Raw genomic sequence first — 22102 nt, forward strand, 5'->3', positions numbered from 1 at the left:
CTTCGGACTCAGTGCGTGGCTTCGGCGATGTGATGCGTGCCGATCCGCTTGCGGAACACCCAATACGTCCAGCCTTGGTAGAGCAGGACGACTGGTGTGGCGACCACGGCCAGCCAGGTCATGATCTTGAGGGTGTAGGGACTGGACGAGGCGTTGGTGACGGTAAGGCTCCAGTCCGCGTCCAGCGTGGACGGCATGACGTTCGGGAAGAGCGTCAGGAAGAGCATCGCCACGGAGGCCACGATGGTGAGGCCGGAGAGGGTGAACGACCAGCCCTCCCGCCCGGCCTGGTTGGCCAGCAGCGCGACGACGAGCGCCGCGACGGCCACCACGAGAGCGACCAGGCTCTTGCCGTCACCGTTGTCGAACTGCGTCCAGAGCAGGAAGGCCAGGGCCAGCACCGCCGCCACGAGGCCGACACGCAGGGCCAGCGCCCGTGCCCGCGCCCGGATCTCGCCGACGGTCTTGAGTGCCGTGAACACCGTTCCGTGGAAGGTGAAGAGCGTCAGCGTGACCAGGCCACCCAGCAGGGCGTACGGGTTGAGCAGCTCCCAGACGGAGCCGACGTACTCCAGGTCCCGGTCGATCTTCACCCCCCCGACGATGTTGCCGAAGGCCACGCCCCACAGGAAGGCCGGTATCAGCGAGGTCCAGAAGATCGCTGTCTCCCAGTTGCGCTGCCAGCGCTCCTCGGGGCGCTTCACCCGGTACTCGAAGGCGACGCCCCGGACGATGAGGCAGACCAGGATGACGAGCAGCGGAAGGTAGAACCCGGAGAAGAGCGTGGCATACCACTCGGGGAACGCGGCGAATGTCGCGCCACCGGCCGTGAGCAGCCACACCTCGTTGCCGTCCCACACCGGGCCGATGGTGTTGATCAGCACGCGCTTCTCGGCCCGGTTCCGGGCGAGCAGCTTGGTCAGCACGCCGACCCCGAAGTCGAAGCCCTCCAGGAAGAAGTAGCCGGTCCACAGGACGGCGATCAGAACGAACCAGACGTCGTGCAGTTCCATGACGGTGCGGCTCCCTCGGCCTAGTAGGAGAAGGCCATCGGCTTGTCGGCGTCCCGCAGGTCGCCGCCGATCTTCGTGGGCGGGTTGAGGTCGGCCTCGGTGAGTTCGGGCGGGCCCGCCTTGACGTACTTGGCGAGCAACCTGACCTCGATGACGGCGAGGATGGCGTAGAGCGTGGTGAAGACGACCATCGAGGTGATGACCTCCGCCTGGGACACACCGGGGGAGACCGCGTCGCGGGTCTGCATCACGCCGTAGACGACCCAGGGCTGCCGGCCCATCTCGGTGAAGATCCAGCCCCAGGAGTTGGCGATCAGCGGGAACGCCATCGTCCAGAGGGCCAGGAGCCAGTACAGGCGGGTGAGTCTCACGCCGAGCGGCTTGCGGAACAGCACCAGGTGCGGCACCTCGTCCTCACCGGTGCGCAGAGCGGCCGGTAGCAGGAACTTCTTCCGTGTCAGCCACAGGCCCAGCAGACCGAGGGAGAAGGACGCCATGCCGAAGCCGATCATCCAGCGGAAGCCCCAGTAGGCGACGGGGACGATGGGCTTGTAGTCACCCGGGCCGAACTTCTCCTGCAGGGCCTTGTTGGTGTCGTTGATGCCGGGCACGTACGAGTCGAAGTCGCTGTGGGCGAGGAAGGACAGCAACCCGGGTATCTCCAGGGCAACCTTGTTGTGCCCCTTGTCGACGTCCCCGTAGGCGAAGACCGAGAAGGGTGCCGGTTCCTCGCCGTCCCACAGGGCCTCGGCTGCCGCCATCTTCATCGGCTGCTGCTCGTACATGACCTTGCCGAGGGTGTCGCCGCTGATCGCGGTGAGCATGCCGCCGACCGCCAGGGTGACCAGGCCGAGCCGGAGCGAGGTCCGCATCACCGGGATGTGCTTCTTGCGCATCAGGTGGAAGGCGGCGATGCCGACCATGAAGGCGCCGCCCGTCAGGAAAGCCGCCGAGAAGCTGTGGAAGACCTGGTTGAGGGTGGTGTTCTGGGTCAGCACCGCCCAGAAGTCGGTCAGTTCGGCGCGGCCCTTCTCCTCGTTGATCCGGTAGCCGACGGGGTGCTGCATCCAGGAGTTGGCCGCGAGGATGAAGTAGGCCGAGAGCAGGGTGCCGATCGAGACCATCCAGATGCAGGCCAAGTGGATCTTCTTGGGCAGCTTGTCCCAGCCGAAGATCCACAGGCCGATGAAGGTGGACTCGAAGAAGAAGGCGATCAGCGCCTCGAAGGCGAGCGGAGCTCCGAAGACGTCACCGACGAAGCGGGAGTAGTCCGACCAGTTCATGCCGAACTGGAACTCCTGCACGATGCCGGTGACCACACCCATGGCGATGTTGATCAGGAAGAGCTTGCCCCAGAACTTGGTGGCCCTGAGGTACTTCTCCTTCTCGGTACGGACCCAGGCGGTCTGCAGACCGGCCGTGAGGGCGGCCAGCGAGATCGTCAGCGGGACGAACAGGAAGTGGTAGACGGTCGTGATGCCGAACTGCCATCGCGCCAGCGTCTCCGGCGCCAGAGCCAAGTCCACGTCGTCACTCTCCTTGCGTTGCCACTCGCCGTGTCAGCGGCAGTTTGAGCGTGTATGTCACACCTATCTCGGGCGCAACCGGGACACGCTTGTGAACGCGTTCACATTCACAAGCAATTATGACTTACTGCTTTTCGACACCGGAAGGGGGGTCCCCTGTGACGTCAACCCCTTGGCAAGGACTTCAACATCTTGTTGAATCCGCCGCATGAAGATACGGATCTCGTGGCCCGCGGGTCACCTCACCGCGGCCCTCGACGACACGCCGACCGCGCAGGCCCTCCTGAAGGTCCTGCCGCTGACCGCCTCCGCCCACACCTGGGGCGAGGAGGTGTACTTCGACACAGGCGTGTCGGTTTCACGTGAAACGGACGCCCGGCAGGTCGTAGAACCGGGCACGGTCGCCTTCTGGACCGACGGCGACGCTCTGGCGCTCCCGTACGGGCCCACGCCGATCTCGCTGGGCGACGAATGCCGCCTGGCGAGTCCCTGCAACGTGCTCGGGCGCCTCGACGGCGACCTGCGCCTGCTGGCCACCGTGCGCGACGGCGACCCGGTACGCGTCGAACTCGTCGACGCCTAGGACTGTGCAGCACACCTGACCGCCGCACAGTCCCACCGGCCGTACGACGGGCCTACATCTCCTGGCGGAACTCCTCCGACACCTTCAGGAAGATGTCGTTCGCCTCGCTCTCCCCGACCGTCACCCGCACACCCTCGCCCGGGAACGGTCGGACCACCACACCGGCCCGCTCGCACGCGCCCGCGAAGGCGACCGTCCGCTCCCCCAGCCGCAGCCACACGAAGTTGGCCTGGGTCTCCGGCACCGTCCAGCCCTGCGCGCGCAGCGCGTCGACCACGCGCGTGCGCTCGCACACCAGCGAGCCGACCCGGCCGATCAACTCGTCCTCGGCACGCAGCGAGGCGATTGCCGCCTCCTGCGCGATCTGGCTGACCCCGAACGGCACCGCCGTCTTGCGCAGCGCCGCCGCCACCGGCTCGTGGGCGATCGCGAAGCCGACCCGGAGGCCGGCGAGGCCGTACGCCTTGGAGAAGGTCCGCAGGACGCAGACGTTGGGCCGCCGACGGTAGATCTCGACGCCGTCCGGGACCTCGGGGTCGCGGATGAACTCGCGGTACGCCTCGTCGAGGACCACCAGGACGTCACTCGGCACCCGGTCGAGGAACCGCTCCAGCTCGGCCCGCCGCACCACCGTGCCCGTCGGATTGTTGGGGTTGCAGACGAAGATCAGCCGGGTCCGGTCGGTGATCGCGGCCGCCATCGCGTCCAGGTCGTGCACGTCGCCGGACGTCAGGGGCACCTTCACGGAGGTCGCGCCGCTGATCTGCGTGATGATCGGGTACGCCTCGAAGGAACGCCACGCGTAGATCACCTCGTCGCCAGGCCCTGAGGTCGCCTGGATCAGCTGCTGGGCCACACCCACCGATCCGGTGCCGGTGGCCAGGTGGGAGAGGGGGACCCCGAACCGGTCCGACAGCTCGCTCATCAGGGACGTACAGGCCATGTCCGGGTACCGGTTGAACGACGAGGCCGCGGCCGTCACCGTCTCCATCACGCCCGGCAGGGGCGGGTACGGGTTCTCGTTGGAGGACAGCTTGTAGGCCACCGGGCCGTCGGCCGCGGCGGGCTTGCCCGGCTTGTAGGTGGGGATTCCCTCCAGCTCGGCGCGCAGCTTGGGGCTCGTCTCACTCACCGCAGTCCTCCTCATGACCACCACCGTCGAATACTTGTCACCTTAAGAGGATTCGGCGCCCCTGCGTATAGGGGGAGCCGGACCTCCTCCGTCACACTGGCATCAGGGGCATCAGTGCACGAAGGCGCACGATTCGGGGGGCGCGCTGCACATATATCTACGCGCCGGTAGCTCGCGCCGTGGCGCGCATCCCCCGTGCAGGTGAGTTGAGACCTCTTCGCAACATCCGCCACGGGGCAGGCCCTCGGTGGTCGACACGTCAGATACTGGGTCGGGATGCGCCAACTGGCGTGGTTTCCATGACTGTTCGGCCTTAATGATCATGCAGAAACGTGACTGTCAACGCGTGCATATGCGTCCGCCCTACCCCACCCCATGAGCCCTACTATCGGCTCGCCATGACAGCAGCAGGGAAGCACCAGGTGAGCCGCGCGGAAACCTCCCGTCGAGGCAGCCGGCCGGGTCGGGCGGGCATCAGGGACGTGGCCGCCGCCGCCGGAGTGTCCATCACGACCGTCTCCGACGCCCTCAACGGCAAGGGCCGACTCCCGGATGCCACCCGGCGCCACGTGCGCGAGGTCGCCGACCGACTGGGCTACCGGCCCTCGGCCGCCGCCCGCACGCTCCGCACCGGCAAGTCGGGACTGATCGGCCTGACCGTGACGACGTACGGGGATGAACCTTTCACCTTCACCGAGTTCGCGTACTTCGCCGAGATGGCGCGCGCCGCCACGTCGGCCGCGCTCGCCCGCGGCTACGCCCTCGTGATCCTCCCGGCGACCTCCCGTCACGACGTGTGGTCCAACGTCGCGCTCGACGGCACGGTCGTCATCGACCCCTCCGACCACGACCCGGTCGTCAGCGAGCTGGTACGGCAGGGTCTGCCCGTCGTGTCCGACGGCCGCCCGGCCGGCACGCTCCCCGTGACCGCCTGGGTCGACAACGACCACGAGGCCGCCGTGCTCGGCATCCTCGACCACCTCGCGGACGCCGGCGCCCGCAGGATCGGCCTGCTCACCGGCACCACGACCGACACGTACACCCACCTGTCGACCACCGCCTACCTCCGCTGGTGCGAGCGCGTCGGGCAGGACCCGGTCTACGAGGCCTACCCGGCACACGATCCGTGCGCCGGCGCCGTCGCCGCCGACCGGCTGCTGGCCCGCCCGGACCGGCCCGACGCCGTCTACGGTCTCTTCGACCCGAACGGCACCGACCTGCTCGCCGCCGCCCGCCGCTACGGGCTGCGTGTCCCGGAGGACCTGTTGCTCGTCTGCTGCAGCGAGTCCACCGTCTATGCCAGCACCGAGCCGCCGATCACCACGCTGTCGCTCAAGCCCCGCCGCATCGGCACGGCGGTGGTCCAGGTCCTCATCGACGCCATCGAGGGACTCGACTCCGAGCAGCCGGTCGAGCAGGTGATACCGACCGAGCTGATCGTCCGTACGTCGTCGCAGCGCCGTCCGCCCCGCACGACGGTCAGTCCCCCGCGGTCACCCGAGCGCGAGTAGCAGCGCCGGGCCGGCACGTCCGGAGCGTGACCGCGTCACCTCTGCGGATGACCAAGACCGGCCCAATCGGGGCGAATGCCGCGGTGAAGCGGAGTCCTGTTCCGATTCACCACCCCTGGGTCATCACACAGCGCGATCCGCATTCCTATGATGGGCCCACACACCGCGGGCCGCTGCGACCAGGCAGTCCGAAGCGGTGCAGATGCGGCGCGATGGTGGAGGGGTCGATGACTCAGGGGGCCGGTCAGGGACCCGAGGTGGAGCGGACGGCGACGGTGCGCGACTTCCGGGTGCCCGCGTACGTCCACGAGACCGCTCCGTACGCCGGCCCCGGCACGCACGTGAGCGAGGCCGCGCCGCCTTCCGAGGCCCGGGACGAGGAGGCCTATCCGGAGGGGTACACACCCACTCAGCGGGATCTGCCCGTCATCCGCCGGGGTGACACGGTCCAGGTCGCCGTGGATCCCGAACCGGTCGTGGTGCAGCAGGCCGCCACGGGGCAGGGGCCGCTGTTCGTCGTCGGTGACGTCCACGGATACCTCGACGAGCTTCTGGCCGCGCTGCGGGAGAAGGGCCTCGTCGACGCCGCGGGCCAGTGGTGCGCGGGGACCTCGCGCCTGTGGTTCCTCGGTGACTTCACCGACCGCGGCCCGGACGGAATCGGCGTCATCGACCTGGTGATGCGCCTGTCCGCCGAGGCCGCCGCGGCCGGCGGCTACTGCAAGGCGCTGATGGGCAACCACGAGCTGCTGCTGCTCGGCGCCAAGCGGTTCGGCGACACCCCCGTCAACTCCGGTGCGGGCACCGCCACCTTCCAGGCCGCCTGGCTGCTGAACGGCGGGCAGAAGACCGACATGGACCGTCTGCAGGACCACCACCTGCAGTGGATGGCCCGCCTCGACGCCCTCGAAGAGGTAGACGGGCACCTGCTGGTCCACTCCGACACCACCACCTACCTCGACTACGGCCGCTCCATCGAGGAGGTCAACGACACCGTCCGCGAGGCGCTCACGCGCAACGACGCGGAAGAGGTGTGGGACCTGTTCCGCAAGTTCACCAAGCGCTTCTCCTTCCGCGACGAGGGCGGCGCCGACGCCGTGCGCTCACTGCTGGACACATACGGCGGCACCCGCATCGTTCACGGCCACAGCCCCATCCCCTACCTGCTGGGCGAGGTCGGCTCCGAGGACGGCGAGGACGACACGCGTACCGCTGTCGAAGGACCTCACGTCTACGCGGACGGATTGGCCATCGCGATGGACGGCGGGGTGACCATGGCCGGAAAGCTGCTGGTCCAGCAACTGCCGCTCGAGATCTGACCGTTCCCCGGGCGCTCGGGGCGGCGGTTGCGTGCTGACAGGTCGGCACCCAATTTCTGGAAACCCCCTGTCACCCGCCACCGTCACCGCTCTACCATCGGCTTATCCGTAGCAGGCTCCCCTCCGTTTCTGCCCGACGGCTCGTTGGCATGCGAGCCCCAAGCCCTACGGAGCATCGGGGGATGCACATGAACAGCGTTCCGCAGCACCTGCCGAACGAGGACCGCCAGGAGTACGAGCGGATCCTCGACGAGGCGCTGCGCTCCGCACCACACCGCCCGGAACTGGCCGCACTCGGACAGCGGCTGAACTCCGAACAACTGCGCACCATGGCACTCAACGCGACCGCCCTCATCACCGCGGCGGCCACGACCGAGTACCGGCACTACGTGAAGGCCCGCGAGGAACTGCGCCGGCCGGCGCCGTCCGCCGGGACGCCCGCCACGCGCGAGTCCGGCTCCGCGGAGTCGGGCACGGGCGCGGGGGGACTGGCCGCCACCGTGGGCGAGGTCGCCGAGGCGACCGGCGCGGGTGCCGTAGCCGTCGTCGCCGTCCTTGCTCCCGTCCTGGCCGGTACCGCCGCGGCGATCTTCCTGCTCGTCGGGTACATCCTCAAGATGCTCGATCCGGGGCAGGCCTTCGCGCAGACCATGCTCACCACCGGCTGGGTGTTCGGCGCCATGACCGCGGTGGCGATCCTCGTCGCCGCGGTGGGGCTGCTGCTCACCGCGCTGCGCAACCACCCTTCGGCCGAGTCCGGTCCGCACGGCGAACTCGACGAGGAGGTGGCCCGGGCCCGGGACGCCTGGCGCGAGGCCCTGCTGGAACGGGGCATCCTGCCGTTCCTGCGGGAGGCGCTGGCGGCCCCGGGTACCACGGCCCTGCACCCCACGGGGCCCGCGGCACCCACGAGCCGCATGCCGCACCTGGGATACGGCCGACCGGGGTTCACGAGTCCCGGTGAGGGGCCGGGCGCGTCGCAGCGTCCGAGCTATTCGAGTCCGGACTTCAGCAGTCCGGACTTCGGCGGCCCGGATCACCGGCCCGAGTAGCCTCCGGCCTAGGCGGGCAACGGGTCAGAGGATGCCCGCCCGGCCGGCGGCAGTGATCCACGACGGGAACTCCGACAGCAGACGGTCGTACAGCTCCGGATCGGGGACGGTGCCGATGTCGTCCACGGCGAAGAAGCCGACGTTGTCGACGCGTCGGCCCGGCAGGGTGTCGAAACGCTCGAGCACCCCGTAGTCGGACCGCCCGAGCCCGACGAACTGCCAGAAGACGGGTTCCTCCACCGCCTCCCGCAGCTCCCGCTCGATCTCGGCGTTGCGGTAGACGCCGCCGTCGGAGAAGAAGAGCACAAGGGTGGGAGCCGTCGCCGGGTTGTCGCGGACGAAGGCACGCACCTCGGCGATGACCTTCTGCTCCTCGTTCTGGATGCCGACCGCGCGCATGTCGACCTGCTCGGGGTGCAGCCCCTTCTTCCTCCCGCGGCGGAAGAGGCTGATCTCGCCCACGCGTACGTGCAACCGCAGCCACTCGGGCAGCTCACCGAGGCGCAGGTCGGGCAGGCGTGCCGGGTTCGACGCGAAGGTCCAGGCCTGCATCTCGCCGTCGTCGTCGAGTTGCGCCGCGACGGCGGCCATCCGCTCCACGACGTCGGCGACGACGCCCTTGGAGTAGAGGAAGGACATGGACCCGGACGCGTCGAGGACAAGGACGACGCGCGCGGTGGCGCCGGCCGCCCCGTGCTTGCTCAGGCTGACCGCGACCTGTTCCTTGCGCAGGGACAGCCGCTTGCGCATGTCGACGGGCAGGCGTTCCTCTCCCTTCGTCAGGCGGGGTCCTGCACTGCTGGGTGCCGGAGCCGGTGCCGCGGGAGGCGCCGGTGCCCGGTGGGGTGTCGGCGCCCGGTGGGGTGTGGGCGGCGTGCGGGCCGGAGGGGTCGGGGGAGCCGGGGGAGTCTCCACGGTCGGCCGGAGGGCGGCGGGCGCGGACACGGGCGGTGCGTCGTCGACGGTGATGCCGAAGTCGGTGGCCACCCCGGCCAGCCCGGAGGCGTACCCCTGACCGACCGCGCGGAACTTCCACTTCCCCTGGCGCCGGTACAGCTCACCGCCGACCAGGGCGGTCTCCGTCCCGGCCGTCATGTCGAACCGCGCCAGCTCGGCACGGGTGCCAGCGTCCAGCAACCGCAGGGACAGCCCCGGCACCTGCCCGAAGGTCCCGCCGTCCGCCGAGGCGCACAGGACGATCCGGTCGACGTCCGCTTCGACCGTGCGCAGGTCCACCTCGACGGCGTCGGTGGTCACGCCCGCTGCCGTGCCGGCACCGCCCTGCTTGCCCACGTGCCGCACCGCGTCGGACGTGTGGCGAGGCTGGTTGTAGAAGACGAAGTCTCCGTCGTCCCGGACCCGTCCGGCCGCTGTGAGCAACAGCGCGGACGCGTCGACCTCGGGCACGCCCGGCCCGGCGGACCAGACGAGTTCGACGCGCACCGCGGGGGAGTCGACGGCGAGGTTGGCACCCTTGCTCAGGGATGTGGCTGTCATACGCCCAGTCTGCCGAGGCAGGTCCCCGGTGGGGAGGGGGCAGGCCCGGCGGGCCGCCCCCTTCGTCACCGGAGCCGTTGGCTCAGTCGGCGATCGGCAGGTAGACGCGGTTGCCGGCGGCGGCGAACTCCTTCGACTTCTGGGCCATGCCCTCCTCGATCTCGGACTTGCTGCTCCCGTGCTCCCGGCGGATGTCCTGCGAGATCTTCATCGAGCAGAACTTCGGCCCGCACATCGAGCAGAAGTGAGCCGTCTTGGCGGGCTCGGCCGGCAGGGTCTCGTCGTGGAACTGCCGGGCCGTGTCGGGGTCGAGGGCCAGGTTGAACTGGTCCTCCCAGCGGAACTCGAACCGGGCGTCGGACAGCGCGTCGTCCCACTCCTGTGCACCTGGGTGACCCTTGGCGAGGTCGGCGGCATGAGCGGCGATCTTGTAGGTGATGACGCCGGTCTTGACGTCGTCACGGTTGGGCAGGCCCAGATGCTCCTTGGGCGTGACGTAGCAGAGCATGGCCGTGCCCCACCAGGCGATCATCGCGGCACCGATGCCGGAGGTGATGTGGTCGTACGCCGGCGCGACGTCCGTCGTCAGCGGGCCGAGCGTATAGAACGGAGCTTCATCGCAGATCTCCTGCTGAAGGTCGATGTTCTCCTTGATCTTGTGCATCGGGACGTGGCCCGGGCCCTCGATCATGGTCTGTACGTGGAAACGCTTGGCGATCGTGTTGAGTTCCCCGAGCGTGCGCAACTCCGCGAACTGCGCCTCGTCGTTGGCGTCCGCGATCGAGCCCGGCCGCAGTCCGTCGCCGAGGGAGTACGTGACGTCGTAGGCGGCGAGGATCTCGCAGAGTTCCTCGAAGTTCTCGTACAGGAACGACTCCCTGTGGTGCGCCAGACACCACGCCGCCATGATCGAGCCGCCGCGCGAGACGATGCCGGTCTTGCGGTTCGCGGTGAGCGGCACGTACGCCAGGCGCACTCCGGCATGGACCGTCATGTAGTCCACGCCCTGTTCGGCCTGCTCGATGACCGTGTCCTTGTAGATCTCCCAGGTCAGCTCCTCGGCGCGGCCGTCGACCTTCTCCAGGGCCTGGTAGAGCGGCACCGTTCCGATGGGGACGGGCGAGTTGCGCAGCACCCACTCGCGGGTGGTGTGGATGTTGCGTCCGGTGGACAGGTCCATGACCGTGTCGGCGCCCCAGCGGGTCGCCCAGGTCATCTTCTCGACCTCCTCCTCGATGGAGGACGTCACCGCCGAGTTGCCGATGTTGGCGTTGACCTTCACCAGGAACCGCTTGCCGATGATCATCGGCTCGATCTCCGGGTGGTTGACGTTGGCCGGCAGTACGGCGCGACCCGCCGCGATCTCCTCGCGGACCACTTCCGGGGCCACGTTCTCCCGGAGGGCCACGTACTCCATCTCCGGGGTGATCTCGCCGCGCCGTGCGTACGCGAGCTGCGTGACCGCGCCGCCGTCCCGCCCACGGCGCGGCTGACGCGGGCGGCCGGGGAAGACGGCGTCGAGGTTGCGCAGGCCGCCGCGCGGAGAGGTGTGCTTGATCCCGTCGTCCTCGGGACGGACGGGGCGGCCCGCGTACTCCTCGGTGTCTCCGCGGGCGATGATCCAGTTCTCCCGCAGCGGCGACAACCCCCTGCGGACGTCGGTGTCGACGAGCGGATCGGTGTACGGGCCGGAGGTGTCGTACAGCGTGACCGACTGCCCGTTGGTGAGGTGCACCTGACGGACCGGCACCCGCAGGTCGGGGCGCGAGCCCTCGACGTACGCCTTGTGCCAGCCGATGGACTTCCCGGTCTCCGCGGGCTCCTCCTGGGCGGAGTTCTGCGCGGAGGCAGGCGTGCGTGCGTCCTTGATGGTCATGAGACCTACTCCCTACGCCGGCATTACCCGGTAACAGGTTCGGCGGTCGACGCAGCGGCTTCCGTCGGCAGACGCTTCGTGGCAAACATCACTCGGTATCGGTGACGTTTCCCGTGAAACATCGCTGGGACGGAGGTCAGCGCCCTCTCAGCCCGGTGCTCCGAGCTCCCGCGTGTACAAAGGTGCCCCCACGCTAGCGTCAATTCGGGCGCGGTGAACAGAGGGCACCCCTCGTTCTTGCGATGATCGGTCGGTGACCACACCGCAGCATCCCCCCTTCCCGCCGCACGAGCCCCGCCGCGGTCCGGGCGCCGAGGACGGCGACGGCCGCGCGGCCGGATCCGCCCCGCACGGCCCCCACGCTGCACCCGGCGCGGGAGACGCCAGACACGACATGGGCGGCGGGCACCTCGACCACGGCGGTCACGGCGGTGGCGGAAGCCACGGCGGTCACGGCGGTGGCAGCGGTGGTGGCGGCCAAGGTGGTCACGGCAGCGGCGGAGGCCACGGAGCCGGCGGCGGCCACGGCCACTCCCACAGTCACGGTCCGGCCGCGCCCGTGTCCCGGCATCTGCGGAAGGTCATCGCCGCGATCCTGATCCCCTTCACCGTCGCGGTGCTGGTCGGTCTGGCGGTGCTGTGGCCGGGCGGTGCGCCCCCGCACGAGCGCACGGGCGTCGGCTTCGACCGGCAGACCCAGCAGGCCACCGTCACCAAAGTGGTCGAGCTGAGCTGCCAGTCCGCCGGCAACTCGGGCGTCCCGCCGACCGGTGACACCTCCACCGCCGAGGGCTCCTCCGCGGTACAGCGGGCGAACGGCGACTGCAAGCGAGCGACCATCCGCGTCGACACCGGCAAGGACAAGGGCCGTACCTTCACCGAGATCGTGCAGCCCGACCAGTCGCGGCAGCTGCACCAGGGGCAGGAGGTCGTGGTCGCCTACGAGCCCTCCGCCCCCGAGGACCTGCAGTACTCGGTGACCGACATCAACCGCCGGCTGCCGCTGGCCCTGCTCGCCGGCATCTTCGCGCTCGCCGTCGTGGTCGTCGGTCGCCTGCGGGGCCTCATGGCCCTCATCTCGCTGGCCATCAGCTTCCTGCTGCTGAACTTCTTCATCCTGCCCGCGATCCTGCAGGGGTCGAATCCGCTGGTCGTGGCGGTCATCGGGGCCAGCGCCATCATGTTGATCGCGCTGTACCTGTGCCACGGCCTGTCGGCCCGGACGTCCGTCGCGGTGCTCGGCACCCTCATCTCGTTGCTGCTCATCGGCGTTCTCGGATCGCTGTTCATCGACTGGGCCGCGCTCACCGGCAACACGGACGACAACACCGGCCTCATCCACGGGTTGTACCCGACGATCGACATGAGCGGTCTGCTGCTCGCCGGCGTCATCATCGGTTCGCTCGGCGTGCTCGACGACGTGACGGTCACCCAGACGTCGGCGGTGTGGGAGCTGCACGAGGCCAACCCGACGATGGGCTGGCGCGGGCTCTACCGCGCCGGCATCCGTATCGGCCGCGACCACATCGCCTCGGTCGTCAACACACTCGTCCTCGCCTACGCGGGCGCCGCGCTGCCCCTGCTGCTGCTGTTCTCGATCGCGCAGAGCGGAGTGGGGACGGTCGCCAACAGTGAACTGGTCGCGGAGGAGATCGTGCGCACCCTGGTCGGTTCGATCGGCCTGGTGGCGTCCGTGCCGGTGACCACCGCTCTCGCGGCCCTCGTCGTGTCCGCCGACCGGCCGGCCGACAGGTCGGCGGCGCAGGCGGCCGGAGCGGCACCGGGTGCGGGGGCTGCTCCCGTACGCGGCGGGCGGGGCCGTCGCCGCAAGCGCTGACGTGTTCCGGTGAAGCGTTACGCCACTCCCCGTCGAGCTGCGGGAACGGTTCAGCCCGCGCTCTGTTCCTCCGCCAGGATGCGGTCCAGCGCCTCGTCGAGGTGGGCGTCGAAGTCGGCGAGCGCGCCTTCCTGCCCCAGCGGCACCAGCTTGTCGGTCCGGTCGAGGAAGGCCACCAGGGGCGCCGCCGACGAACGGAACAGCGCCTGGTCGGTGCCGACCTGAAGTCGGATCAGCACCTCGGCGAGCGGTTCGGGATCGACGGGTGCGATGCGCACGTCACCGTCGCCGCACGGCCGGCCCACCCCGTCCACCAACAGCTCCCGGCCGAAGGCCCAGGTCACCGGGGCGTCCCCGGGCAGGTGGAAGGTCAGTCGCACGGCATAGGGATCACAGGTCTCGTACCCCAGCTCCACCGGGATGCGGAACGAGAGCTCCTCGGACACGAGAAAGCTCATCATGACCTCTGCCTGTACGGACTCGCCCATCGCCTACCCCGTCATTCGCCGTCGACTGTCCGGGAATCAAACCTCTAACACTGGTGGCATCTTGCTCAACGTACACACCAGATCACAAGGAGTGAGTTTTCAGATACTGATAGAGAGGGCGAGTGACCCCAGAAGCCGTCCCACTTCGTCCTGCATTCGCCGCGCCGCGGGCAGCAGCCGATCGGCCTGGTGGACGGGCAGGGACAAGGCCATGGTCGCGGCGGTGGTGCCGACGGTGATCGGGATCGCGGCACAGACGGTTCCCAGTGCGTACTCCTGGCGTTCGATCACCGGCGTCATCCGACGCATGCGTTCCAGTCGTTTGAGCATGGCATTGCCATCACGCACCGTGTACGGCGTGACCGGCTGCACCGGGTAGCGGTCGAGGTGGTCCCGGCGGGCCTCCTCGTCCAGCTGCGACAGCAGACACTGGCCGATGGCATGGGCGTGCCCGGTCTCGCGGAAGTCCGCCCACTCCTCCACCGCGGGGTTGCCCGGGGTGTCGGAGACGCACAGGACGTCGATCTCACCGTCCCGGTACATGGCGTAGTACACGGGCACGCCGATCGCGTCCCGCCAGCGCGCCAGCGCGTCGACCACCGTGCTGCGACGTTTCTGCGCGGCCCCACTGCTGCCCAGCCGCTCGGCGGCCTCACCGAGGAAGAACAGACCCTTCTCGCGGCGCAGATAACCCTCGTGCACCAGCGTGCGCAGCAGGTGATAGGCCGTGGGCAGGGCCAGCCCGGTCTCCCGGGCCAGTTGCTTGGCGGGGGCCCCGTACGCGTGGCCGGCGACGCACTCCATCAGGCGCATCGCCCGTTGCACGGAGCCGATGAGGGTCGCGGAGGGAGCGCCCGCGGGAGGGGCGGTGGGTGTCCGGGGCGTCGAGTGGGGCTGCGCGGGCAGGGTGAGCGGAACGGACGCGGTGTCAGCCGTGGCCAAGGGGCACTCCCGGGGCGCGAGGGGGCAGCCCGTGCGGGGAACACGGGTGGGGGTGGACGCCACTCGCGGGGTCGCCCCCGCGTGGAGTTCCGGACTCTAACCGCCGGTCACCGACCGGCGACGGCCCGTCCGGCAAACTTCCCCCTCGCGAGGGAACCGGTGGTTCCTGTTACCGCCACCGGTGTCCCCCCACTCTCACCAGTCGCTGCGCGACGACGAGCTCGACATGAACTTGCGTACGACGTAGATCAGTCCGCCGACGAGCGCCACGAAGACCAGCAGCTTGAACAGCAGTCCGATCACGAAGCCGACCACGCTGGCGATCAGCCCGCCGAACACGACCAGGGCGATGACCGGCACCGCGATCCACTTCACCCACCACGGCAGTCCCGTGAAGATCTCTCGCATCGCCCTCGTCCTTACCTTTCCGCCCGTTCGAGTGCCGGGACCTCCAGCGGCCCGGGATCCCTCGGGGAATCACCTGTTGCACTGCACTCGATGCTAGGACCGCGAAGGCGTCGGCGGGGCCCTCGCGGCCCTTGTCTCACCCTGACCGATCCCCTAGGGAACCCCGAGGACGCGGCTCAGCTCTCGGGCGGAGAGAACACCACCAGGACCCTCAGATCCTCGCTGATGTGGTGGAACTTGTGGGCGACCCCGGCCGGCACGTACACCACACTGCCGCGGGCGACCTCCGTGGTCTCCATGCCCACGGTGATCGCGGCCCGTCCGCTCACCACGAAGTACACCTCGTCCTGCGCGTGCGGCTTCTGGGGGTCGGCCGTGCCCGCGTCGAGGGCGTACAGACCGACCGACATGTTCCGCTCACGCAGGAACTGAAGGTAGGCACCGTCGTTGGCGGCGCGCTCCGCCTCCAGTTCGTCCAGCCGGAATGCCTTCATCGCCTCGTCCGCCCCTGCCTCACCGTTCGTTTCGGATCGCGTCTGCCACGATCAGACACATGAAGAATTTCCTAGTCAAGACGATCGCCAACGCCGGTGCCCTCGCGGTCGCCGTGTGGCTGCTCGACAAGATCACACTGACCGGGGGCAGTACCGGCGAGAAGGCCGCCACGCTGATCGTGGTCGCCCTGCTGTTCGGCCTGGTGAACATGCTGGTGAAGCCGGTCGTACAGGTGTTGACCTTCCCGTTGTTCATCCTGACCCTCGGCCTGTTCACGCTGGTGGTCAACGCGCTGATGCTGCTGCTGACGTCATGGGTCGCGGACAAGCTCGACCTGAGCTTCCACGTCGACGGGTTCTGGACCGCCGTCCTGGGCGGTCTGATCATCTCGATCGTCTCCTGGGCCCTCAACGCGTTCCTCCCCGACGGGGACTGATCCCGATGACCTACCGCGTCTGCTTCGTGTGCACGGGCAACATCTGCCGCTCCCCCATGGCCGAGGCCGTCTTCCACGCGCGCGTGGCGGACGCCGGGCTGGACGACCTGGTCGAGGCCGACAGCGCCGGCACCGGCGGCTGGCACGAGGGCGAGGGCGCCGACCCGCGCACTCTGGCCGTCCTGGAGGAGAACGGCTACGACCTCGACCACACGGCCCGCCGGTTCCGGCCGTCCTGGTTCTCCCGTCTGGACCTGGTCATCGCCCTCGACGCGGAACACCTGCGGGAACTGCGCCGCCTCGCGCCGTCGGAACAGGACGCGGCCAGGGTACGGCTGCTGCGGTCCTACGATCCCGCCGCCGACCGCGCCGATCTCGACGTACCGGACCCCTACTACGGGGGCGCGGACGGTTTCGAGGAGTGCCTTGAGATGGTGGAGGCGGCGAGCACCGGACTGCTCGCCGCGGTACGCGAGCAAGTGGAGGGACGGGCGGCATGAGTGATTCCGCTAAGCACGACGGGGCCGGCACGGGCGAGGACGGCCGCTCGCACACCGGGGACGGCACGCGCGCCGTACGGGCCGGGCTGCCCGAGCCCGTCAAGCACGAGCCGACGTTGCCCGGCCCCGTGTTCGCCGCCCACTTCCACCTGCCGGGTGAGCCGACCGGTCCGTACACCTACGGCCGCGACGAGAACCCGACCTGGACCCGTCTCGAGAGCGCTATCACCGAGCTCGAGGCGCCCGGGCGGGACGAGGTCGAGACGCTCGTGTTCGCCTCCGGCATGGCCGCGATCTCCGCGGTGCTCTTCTCGCAGCTGCGCGCCGGTGACGTGGCCGTTCTGCCCGACGACGGCTACCAGGTGCTGCCCCTGGTCCGCGCCCAGCTCGAGGCGTACGGCATCGAGGTGCGCACCGCGCCGACCGGCGCGGACGCCCAGCTCGACGTCCTGGCCGGGGCGAAGCTGCTGTGGATCGAGACCCCCTCGAACCCCGGGCTCGACGTCTGTGACGTCCGGCGGCTGGCCGAGGCGGCCCACGCGCACGGCGCCCTGGTGGCCGTCGACAACACGCTCGCCACGCCCCTCGGGCAGCGCCCGCTGGAACTCGGCGCCGACTTCTCGGTGGCCAGCGGCACCAAGCAGCTCACCGGCCACGGCGACGTCCTCCTGGGCTACGTGACCGGCCGCGACGCCGCCGCGATGACCGCCGTACGGCGCTGGCGCAAGATCGTCGGCGCGATTCCGGGCCCCATGGAGGCCTGGCTCGCGCACCGCTCGATCGCCACCCTCCAGCTGCGCGTGGACCGGCAGAACGCCACCGCGCTCAAGGTGGCCGAAGCCCTGCGGACGCGCCCCGAGATCACCGGGCTGCGGTATCCGGGGCTGCCGGACGACCCTTCGCACAAGATCGCCTCGCAGCAGATGCTGCGCTATGGATGCGTGGTCTCGTTCACGCTGCCCTCACGCGCGCGTGCCGATCGTTTCCTGGAGATGTTGCGGCTCGTGGAGGGCGCGACGAGCTTCGGCGGGGTGCGGTCCACGGCCGAGCGGCGCGGCCGCTGGGGCGGGGACGCGGTACCGGAGGGCTTCGTCCGGCTCTCGGTCGGTGCGGAGGACCCCGAGGACCTGGTGGCGGACCTGTTGCGCGCGCTGGAGGAATCGGCGGACTGATCGCCGCCACCCTCCTGCGTGCCGTGTGGACCCGATACGACGGACGGTCCGAGCCTCCCCCCTCGTGGCTCGGACCGTCCTCCGGTTCCGCGCGTGAAGAACCGTGCGTTCCAGGCTAGTTGACTGCGCGTCAGTGTCCAATCACAGGAGCGACAGCGGACTGTCGACATATGACCACCCGAGTTCATCGCCGAGCGAGCGCTGCCCGCGCTCACGCGGCTCACCGGCGAGGACGGACAGGCGTTCGCCCTGCGTGCCTCGTTCGGGAACGCGGAGGCGATCATGGAGGGCCTGGCCGCCAGGCACCACGTTCTGGCCGTCGGCACGGCCCGTCCGCGCGGCGCGCTGCTCACGGCGACCCCGCTCTGCGACGAGGTGCACGTCCTGATCGCCGCGCCCCGCTGAGCGGTGCGGACCGGTGTCGGGAGACCGCCCCACCGCACCACCGCACTCTCTCTGCAACCCGTTCCCGTGGTCGAGGTGCACGGATCGCTGCCCTTCGTCGCCCGTTACTGGGCGTCCGTCTTCGACGCCCGTCCGGCCTCTCCAGGCACGGTCGTCGACCCCGACCGGCGTGCGGTGCTCGCCTACGCGGTCGCCGGCGCCGGACTCGCGGTCCTGCCCCGCTATCTGTGCGCCGACGCGCTGGAGTGCGGTGACGTCGTCTGCCTGCACGATCCCGTGGTGCCGCCACTGCCGACGTACTTCTTGATCGTGCGGACCGGCACATTGGCGATATCGCACGTCGCCCGAGCCCACGAGTGGCTGCTGCGCGCGGCCTCCGACTGGAACTGGGCCCGCGAAACCGCGGGGCGCCCGCGATGTTTCACGTGGAACCAGCCGGGCCACATTTCTCCCATGACCGTCCGACCCGTGGTCAAGCGCACCGCCCGCGCCGTCCTGCTGGACGGCGACCACCTGATCCTGATCAAGCGCACCAAACCCGGTGTCGATCCCTACTGGGTCACTCCCGGGGGCGGGGTCGAGCCGGACGACACCACCGTCGTCGACGCCTTGCACCGTGAGGTCTACGAGGAGCTCGGTGCCAAGATCTCCGACGTGGTCCCCTGCTTCGTCGACACGGTGGAGCACATCGGCGAGGACGAGGGCGCGACCGGCGTGAAGGTGCAGCACTTCTTCGTCTGCCGCCTGGAATCCATGGACCCGTCCCTGCGGCACGGCCCCGAGGTCGACGAGCCCGCGGGCGAGTACGAGATCGTCCGGGTGCCGTTCACCAGGGTCGGGATCGCCTCCGTCCACCTCGTACCGCTGTCGTTGCGGCACTATCTGGACGGCAACATCGAAGGCGTGCGCGCGATGCACGCGCCTGACCTCGGCTGACCGAACGCCGACAGCGGTCTGCCGGTCCGCAGGACGTCCAGCGCGTCACGGGCGACTGTGTGCTCGCCCACGACGTGGCCAAAAGCTCGCCCGTTCCTGCGGAAAGTGGTGGACGCGGAGGGCTCCTGTCGGACAGCCTGACCTGCGTGCCGACACCTTCCCTCGCCTCGCTGCCGATCCGCCGTCTGACGCTCCGCGACCTCACCGCGTGCGCCGACCTGTCCGAGGACCGGGGGTGGCCCCGCGAGGAGCACAAGTGGGGGTTCCTCCTCACGGCCGGGAAGGGCTACGGCATCGACGATCCCGGTGGCGGTCTTGTCAGCGTCTGCGCGGTCACCGAGTACGGGCCGCACGAGCGTCCCTCCCTCGCTGCCATCGGCATGGTGCTGGTCGCCGAGCGGCACGCCCGTCAGGGCGTCGGACGGCGTCTGATGCGTCACGTCGTCGCCGCACTGGGCACGACGCCCCTGACGCTGCACGCGACCCCTTACGGCCGGCCGCTCTACGAGGAGCTGGGCTTCAAGGCCACGGGCCGGGCGGAGATGGTGCGCGGGCGTTTCACCCCGGGAGGGTCGGAGCCCGGCGTGCCCACGCGCGCGGCCACGGCCGAGGACCTCCCCGCCATCCTCCGGCTCGACGAAGAGGTGTTCGGCGCCGATCGCACCCACATCATCACCCGGCTGCCCGCCTTCGCGGACCAGCTGCGGGTCGCCGAGGAGAACGGCCGCCTCATCGGGTACGCGGCGGCCTGGCCCAACATGGACACCCATGTGGTGGGCCCTCTGATCGCCCGTGACACCGAGACCGCGAAGGCGCTGCTCGCCTCCCTCGCCGCCCGCACGGACCGTCCACTGCGTACGGACATCGACGTACGGCACGAAGAGCTGCTGGACTGGGCCAAGGAACGCGGACTCGCCTCCGTCGCTTTCAACTCGGTCATGACGTACGGCATCACCGAGCTGCCCGGGGACGTAAGCCGGCGGTTCGCTCCGCTGACGGTGGCGGCGGGCTGACCGGCCGGTCGTCCCTGCGGTACGACGCCGCACGGCGAAGCCGGTTCCCGGGGCATCCCGGGAACCGGCCGCGTGTGCGCGTGGCTGCCGTCAGGCGAGGGTCCGCACGGCGGCGGTGGCGAAGGAGTGGTCCTGTTCGGGCGCTCCGCCACCCACCCCGACCGCGCCGATCAGCCGACCGTCGCGGTGCACCGGCACGCCGCCCGCGATGAACAGCAGCGGCCGGTCGAGCGCGGTGGGCAGGGTGTGGAAGAGGCCTCCGGGCTGGACGGCGTCGACCAGGTCGGCGGTGGCGGCGTTCAGCTGGAGCGCCGTGTAGGCCTTGCGGGTGCTGGTCTCGCCGGAGATAAGCACGGCCCGGTCGTCGCGCCGGAAGGCGAGGAGGTGACCGCCCGCGTCGAGGACGGTGACGCTGACGACGACCCCGGCGGCCTCAGCGGCACGGTGGGCCGCGGCGACCAGGGCCTCGGCGTCCTGGATGGTCAGCGGGGCGACAGCGGTGGTGCTCATGGGGATGCTCCTGGGTCGGTGCTCGGTGGTGCGGTCAGGTCGGCTTTCGGTGGCCGCATCGGGTGGTTCTCGATGGTGCGGTGCCTCGGTGGTCGGTGAGGCGGGGAGCCACAGGGGAGGGGGACGGCCCTGGTCCCGCCCCCTGCGGTCGGTGGTTCAGTGGTGGGCGACGGCCCGCTGCTCGGCGGGCGCGGTGCCCGCGGACTCCGGCCGGGAAGCGACGTCACGCCGTTCCAGTGCGGCCGAGAGGAAGGCGAGGACCAGAGCGGCGCCGGCGAGCGCGGCACCGACCCAGTTGGGCGCGGTGTAGCCGAAGCCGGCGGCGATGACGACACCTCCGAGCCAGGCGGAGAGCGCGTTGCCGAGGTTGAAGGCACCGATGTTCACGGCCGACGCCAGGGTCGGGGCGCCGTGTGCGTGGTCCAGGACGCGCTTCTGCAGCGGCGGGACGGTGGCGAAGCCCAGGGCGCCGATCAGGACGATGGTCACAGCCGAGGCGATCTTGTTGTGCGCGGTGAGTGTGAACAGGGCGAGCACGACGGCCAGTGCGCCCAGTGAGACGTACAGCAGGGGCATCAGGGCGCGGTCGGCGAACTTGCCACCGACGAGGTTGCCGCCGACCATGCCGAGGCCGAAGAGGACCAACAGCCAGGTGACCGAGCCGTCGGCGAATCCCGCGACATGGGTCATCATCGGCGCGATGTAGGTGATGGCCGCGAAGACACCGCCGAAGCCAAGGACCGTCATGGCCATCGCCAGCAGGACCTGCGCGTTCTTGAAGGCCGCCAGCTCGTGGCGCAGCCGCACACCCTCCGCCCTGGGTACGTCGGGGACGAGCTTGGCGACCCCCGCCAAGCCGACGACGCCGAGCGCGGCGACGAGGGCGAAGGTGACGCGCCAGCCGACGGACTGGCCGACGAGTGTCCCCAGCGGGACACCGACGACATTGGCGACGGTCAGTCCGGTGAACATCATGGCGATCGCGCCTGCCCTCTTCTGCGGAGCGACCAGATCGGCCGCGACCACCGAGCCGATGCCGAAGAAGGCACCGTGGGCGAGCGAGGCGACCACACGGCCGACCAGCATGACGGAGAAGGCGGGGGCGAGGGCGGAGAGCAGGTTGCCGACGATGAACAGGCCCATCAACAGCATCAGCATCCGCTTGCGCGAGACCTTGGTGCCGAGCACGGTCATCAGCGGGGCGCCGAACATCACGCCGAGCGCGTATCCGGTCACCAGGAAGCCGGCGGTGGGGATGGAGACCCCGTAGGCGCTCGCGACCTCGGGCAGCAAGCCCATGATCACGAACTCGGTCGTTCCGATCCCGAAGGCCCCGATCGCGAGGGCCAGAAGCGCGAGAGGCATGGAGGGGGACACCTTCCCAAGAGATTGCAGGAGCGCTTTGCGTGCGTTCACAATAATTGCAGACGCGGGCAAAGTGCAACCGCCGA

Annotated in this window: 21 protein-coding genes and 1 pseudogene; 11 read left to right on the forward strand and 11 right to left on the reverse strand. The window is 69.8% G+C overall.

Annotation, left to right across the window (positions count from 1 at the left end; all coding sequences use genetic code 11):
• Positions 1 to 8: 8 nt before the first annotated feature.
• Together cydB and ACZ6EG_RS08805 are read right to left on the reverse strand one after the other, a co-directional pair.
• A complete protein-coding gene (cydB, locus tag ACZ6EG_RS08800; RefSeq protein ID WP_469602872.1) occupies positions 9 to 1013 on the reverse strand; it encodes a cytochrome d ubiquinol oxidase subunit II in 1005 nt (334 codons plus the stop codon).
• A 20-nt stretch (positions 1014 to 1033) separates the two neighbouring features.
• Positions 1034 to 2539, reverse strand: coding sequence for a cytochrome ubiquinol oxidase subunit I (locus tag ACZ6EG_RS08805; RefSeq protein ID WP_469602875.1), 1506 nt, complete (start codon positions 2537 to 2539; stop codon positions 1034 to 1036).
• 208 nt (positions 2540 to 2747) lie between these two features.
• On the opposite strand from ACZ6EG_RS08805, the gene ACZ6EG_RS08810 reads away from it, so the two are divergent.
• Positions 2748 to 3122, forward strand: coding sequence for a cyclophilin-like fold protein (locus tag ACZ6EG_RS08810; RefSeq protein WP_469602878.1), 375 nt, complete (start codon positions 2748 to 2750; stop codon positions 3120 to 3122).
• 52 nt (positions 3123 to 3174) lie between these two features.
• Here the strand turns inward: ACZ6EG_RS08810 and hisC are convergent, their stop codons facing one another.
• On the reverse strand, positions 3175 to 4254 hold the full coding sequence (gene hisC / locus ACZ6EG_RS08815) for a histidinol-phosphate transaminase (RefSeq protein ID WP_469602880.1): 1080 nt from the start codon (positions 4252 to 4254) through the stop codon (positions 3175 to 3177).
• Positions 4255 to 4652: 398 nt separating this feature from the next.
• On the opposite strand from hisC, the gene ACZ6EG_RS08820 reads away from it, so the two are divergent.
• The 3 genes from ACZ6EG_RS08820 to ACZ6EG_RS08830 all read left to right on the forward strand — a co-directional run bounded on the left by ACZ6EG_RS08820 (position 4653) and on the right by ACZ6EG_RS08830 (position 8136).
• Entirely contained in the window at positions 4653 to 5765 is a 1113-nt protein-coding gene (locus ACZ6EG_RS08820; RefSeq protein WP_384689478.1) for a LacI family DNA-binding transcriptional regulator, read from the forward strand.
• Positions 5766 to 5977: 212 nt separating this feature from the next.
• Positions 5978 to 7084: a metallophosphoesterase gene (locus tag ACZ6EG_RS08825; protein WP_469602885.1), complete on the forward strand. Its 1107-nt coding sequence runs from the start codon at positions 5978 to 5980 to the stop codon at positions 7082 to 7084.
• 182 nt (positions 7085 to 7266) lie between these two features.
• Positions 7267 to 8136: a hypothetical protein gene (locus ACZ6EG_RS08830; RefSeq protein ID WP_391971730.1), complete on the forward strand. Its 870-nt coding sequence runs from the start codon at positions 7267 to 7269 to the stop codon at positions 8134 to 8136.
• 24 nt (positions 8137 to 8160) lie between these two features.
• Here the strand turns inward: ACZ6EG_RS08830 and ACZ6EG_RS08835 are convergent, their stop codons facing one another.
• Both ACZ6EG_RS08835 and thiC read right to left on the reverse strand, forming a co-directional pair.
• On the reverse strand, positions 8161 to 9633 hold the full coding sequence (locus ACZ6EG_RS08835; RefSeq protein ID WP_469602888.1) for a VWA domain-containing protein: 1473 nt from the start codon (positions 9631 to 9633) through the stop codon (positions 8161 to 8163).
• 82 nt (positions 9634 to 9715) lie between these two features.
• On the reverse strand, positions 9716 to 11509 hold the full coding sequence (gene thiC / locus ACZ6EG_RS08840; RefSeq protein ID WP_391971732.1) for a phosphomethylpyrimidine synthase ThiC: 1794 nt from the start codon (positions 11507 to 11509) through the stop codon (positions 9716 to 9718).
• A gap of 253 nt (positions 11510 to 11762) precedes the next feature.
• Here thiC and ACZ6EG_RS08845 point away from each other — a divergent pair, with 253 nt between their 5' ends.
• Entirely contained in the window at positions 11763 to 13346 is a 1584-nt protein-coding gene (locus ACZ6EG_RS08845; protein ID WP_469602893.1) for a YibE/F family protein, read from the forward strand.
• Positions 13347 to 13396: 50 nt separating this feature from the next.
• On the opposite strand, the gene ACZ6EG_RS08850 is transcribed toward ACZ6EG_RS08845, so the two are convergent.
• From ACZ6EG_RS08850 to ACZ6EG_RS08865, 4 genes are all read right to left on the reverse strand, one after another.
• Positions 13397 to 13834, reverse strand: a complete 438-nt coding sequence (locus ACZ6EG_RS08850) for an SsgA family sporulation/cell division regulator (RefSeq protein WP_053133836.1) — start codon at positions 13832 to 13834, stop codon at positions 13397 to 13399.
• A gap of 99 nt (positions 13835 to 13933) precedes the next feature.
• Positions 13934 to 14659 carry an IclR family transcriptional regulator gene (locus tag ACZ6EG_RS08855; protein ID WP_391971778.1) on the reverse strand — a complete coding sequence of 242 codons (726 nt, stop codon included), beginning with the start codon at positions 14657 to 14659 and terminating at the stop codon, positions 13934 to 13936.
• 312 nt (positions 14660 to 14971) lie between these two features.
• Positions 14972 to 15184, reverse strand: a complete 213-nt coding sequence (locus ACZ6EG_RS08860) for a DUF5326 family protein (protein WP_007388908.1) — start codon at positions 15182 to 15184, stop codon at positions 14972 to 14974.
• A gap of 176 nt (positions 15185 to 15360) precedes the next feature.
• Complete coding sequence (locus tag ACZ6EG_RS08865; RefSeq protein WP_055422103.1) at positions 15361 to 15678, reverse strand: cupin domain-containing protein; 318 nt, start codon at positions 15676 to 15678, stop codon at positions 15361 to 15363.
• Between the two features lie 59 nt (positions 15679 to 15737).
• Between ACZ6EG_RS08865 and ACZ6EG_RS08870 the strand changes: the two genes are divergently transcribed.
• The 6 genes and pseudogenes from ACZ6EG_RS08870 (at position 15738) to ACZ6EG_RS08895 (ending at position 20141) form a co-directional block, all read left to right on the forward strand.
• Complete coding sequence (locus tag ACZ6EG_RS08870; RefSeq protein ID WP_356602694.1) at positions 15738 to 16115, forward strand: phage holin family protein; 378 nt, start codon at positions 15738 to 15740, stop codon at positions 16113 to 16115.
• Positions 16116 to 16120: 5 nt separating this feature from the next.
• Positions 16121 to 16615 carry a low molecular weight protein-tyrosine-phosphatase gene (locus tag ACZ6EG_RS08875; protein WP_469602898.1) on the forward strand — a complete coding sequence of 165 codons (495 nt, stop codon included), beginning with the start codon at positions 16121 to 16123 and terminating at the stop codon, positions 16613 to 16615.
• Entirely contained in the window at positions 16612 to 17787 is a 1176-nt protein-coding gene (locus ACZ6EG_RS08880; RefSeq protein WP_391971735.1) for a cystathionine gamma-lyase, read from the forward strand. Before ACZ6EG_RS08875 ends, ACZ6EG_RS08880 begins: the two co-directional genes overlap by 4 nt.
• Positions 17788 to 17961: 174 nt before the next feature.
• A pseudogene (locus ACZ6EG_RS08885) lies at positions 17962 to 18576 on the forward strand (LysR substrate-binding domain-containing protein); the annotation flags it as partial.
• Positions 18577 to 18645: 69 nt separating this feature from the next.
• Positions 18646 to 19128: an NUDIX hydrolase gene (locus tag ACZ6EG_RS08890; RefSeq protein WP_356602686.1), complete on the forward strand. Its 483-nt coding sequence runs from the start codon at positions 18646 to 18648 to the stop codon at positions 19126 to 19128.
• 146 nt (positions 19129 to 19274) lie between these two features.
• The gene (locus ACZ6EG_RS08895; protein WP_391971736.1) at positions 19275 to 20141 is read left to right on the forward strand and encodes a GNAT family N-acetyltransferase; all 867 of its coding nucleotides are present in this window, start codon (positions 19275 to 19277) and stop codon (positions 20139 to 20141) included.
• A gap of 90 nt (positions 20142 to 20231) precedes the next feature.
• On the opposite strand, the gene ACZ6EG_RS08900 is transcribed toward ACZ6EG_RS08895, so the two are convergent.
• Together ACZ6EG_RS08900 and ACZ6EG_RS08905 are read right to left on the reverse strand one after the other, a co-directional pair.
• Positions 20232 to 20651 (reverse strand): GlcG/HbpS family heme-binding protein, encoded by a 420-nt coding sequence (locus ACZ6EG_RS08900; protein ID WP_356602682.1) that lies wholly within the window; start codon positions 20649 to 20651, stop codon positions 20232 to 20234.
• 156 nt (positions 20652 to 20807) lie between these two features.
• Positions 20808 to 22016, reverse strand: coding sequence for an MFS transporter (locus tag ACZ6EG_RS08905; protein WP_391971737.1), 1209 nt, complete (start codon positions 22014 to 22016; stop codon positions 20808 to 20810).
• Between the last annotated feature and the right edge of the window lie 86 nt (positions 22017 to 22102).

It is taken from the genome of Streptomyces sp. NPDC041968 (assembly GCF_055589025.1).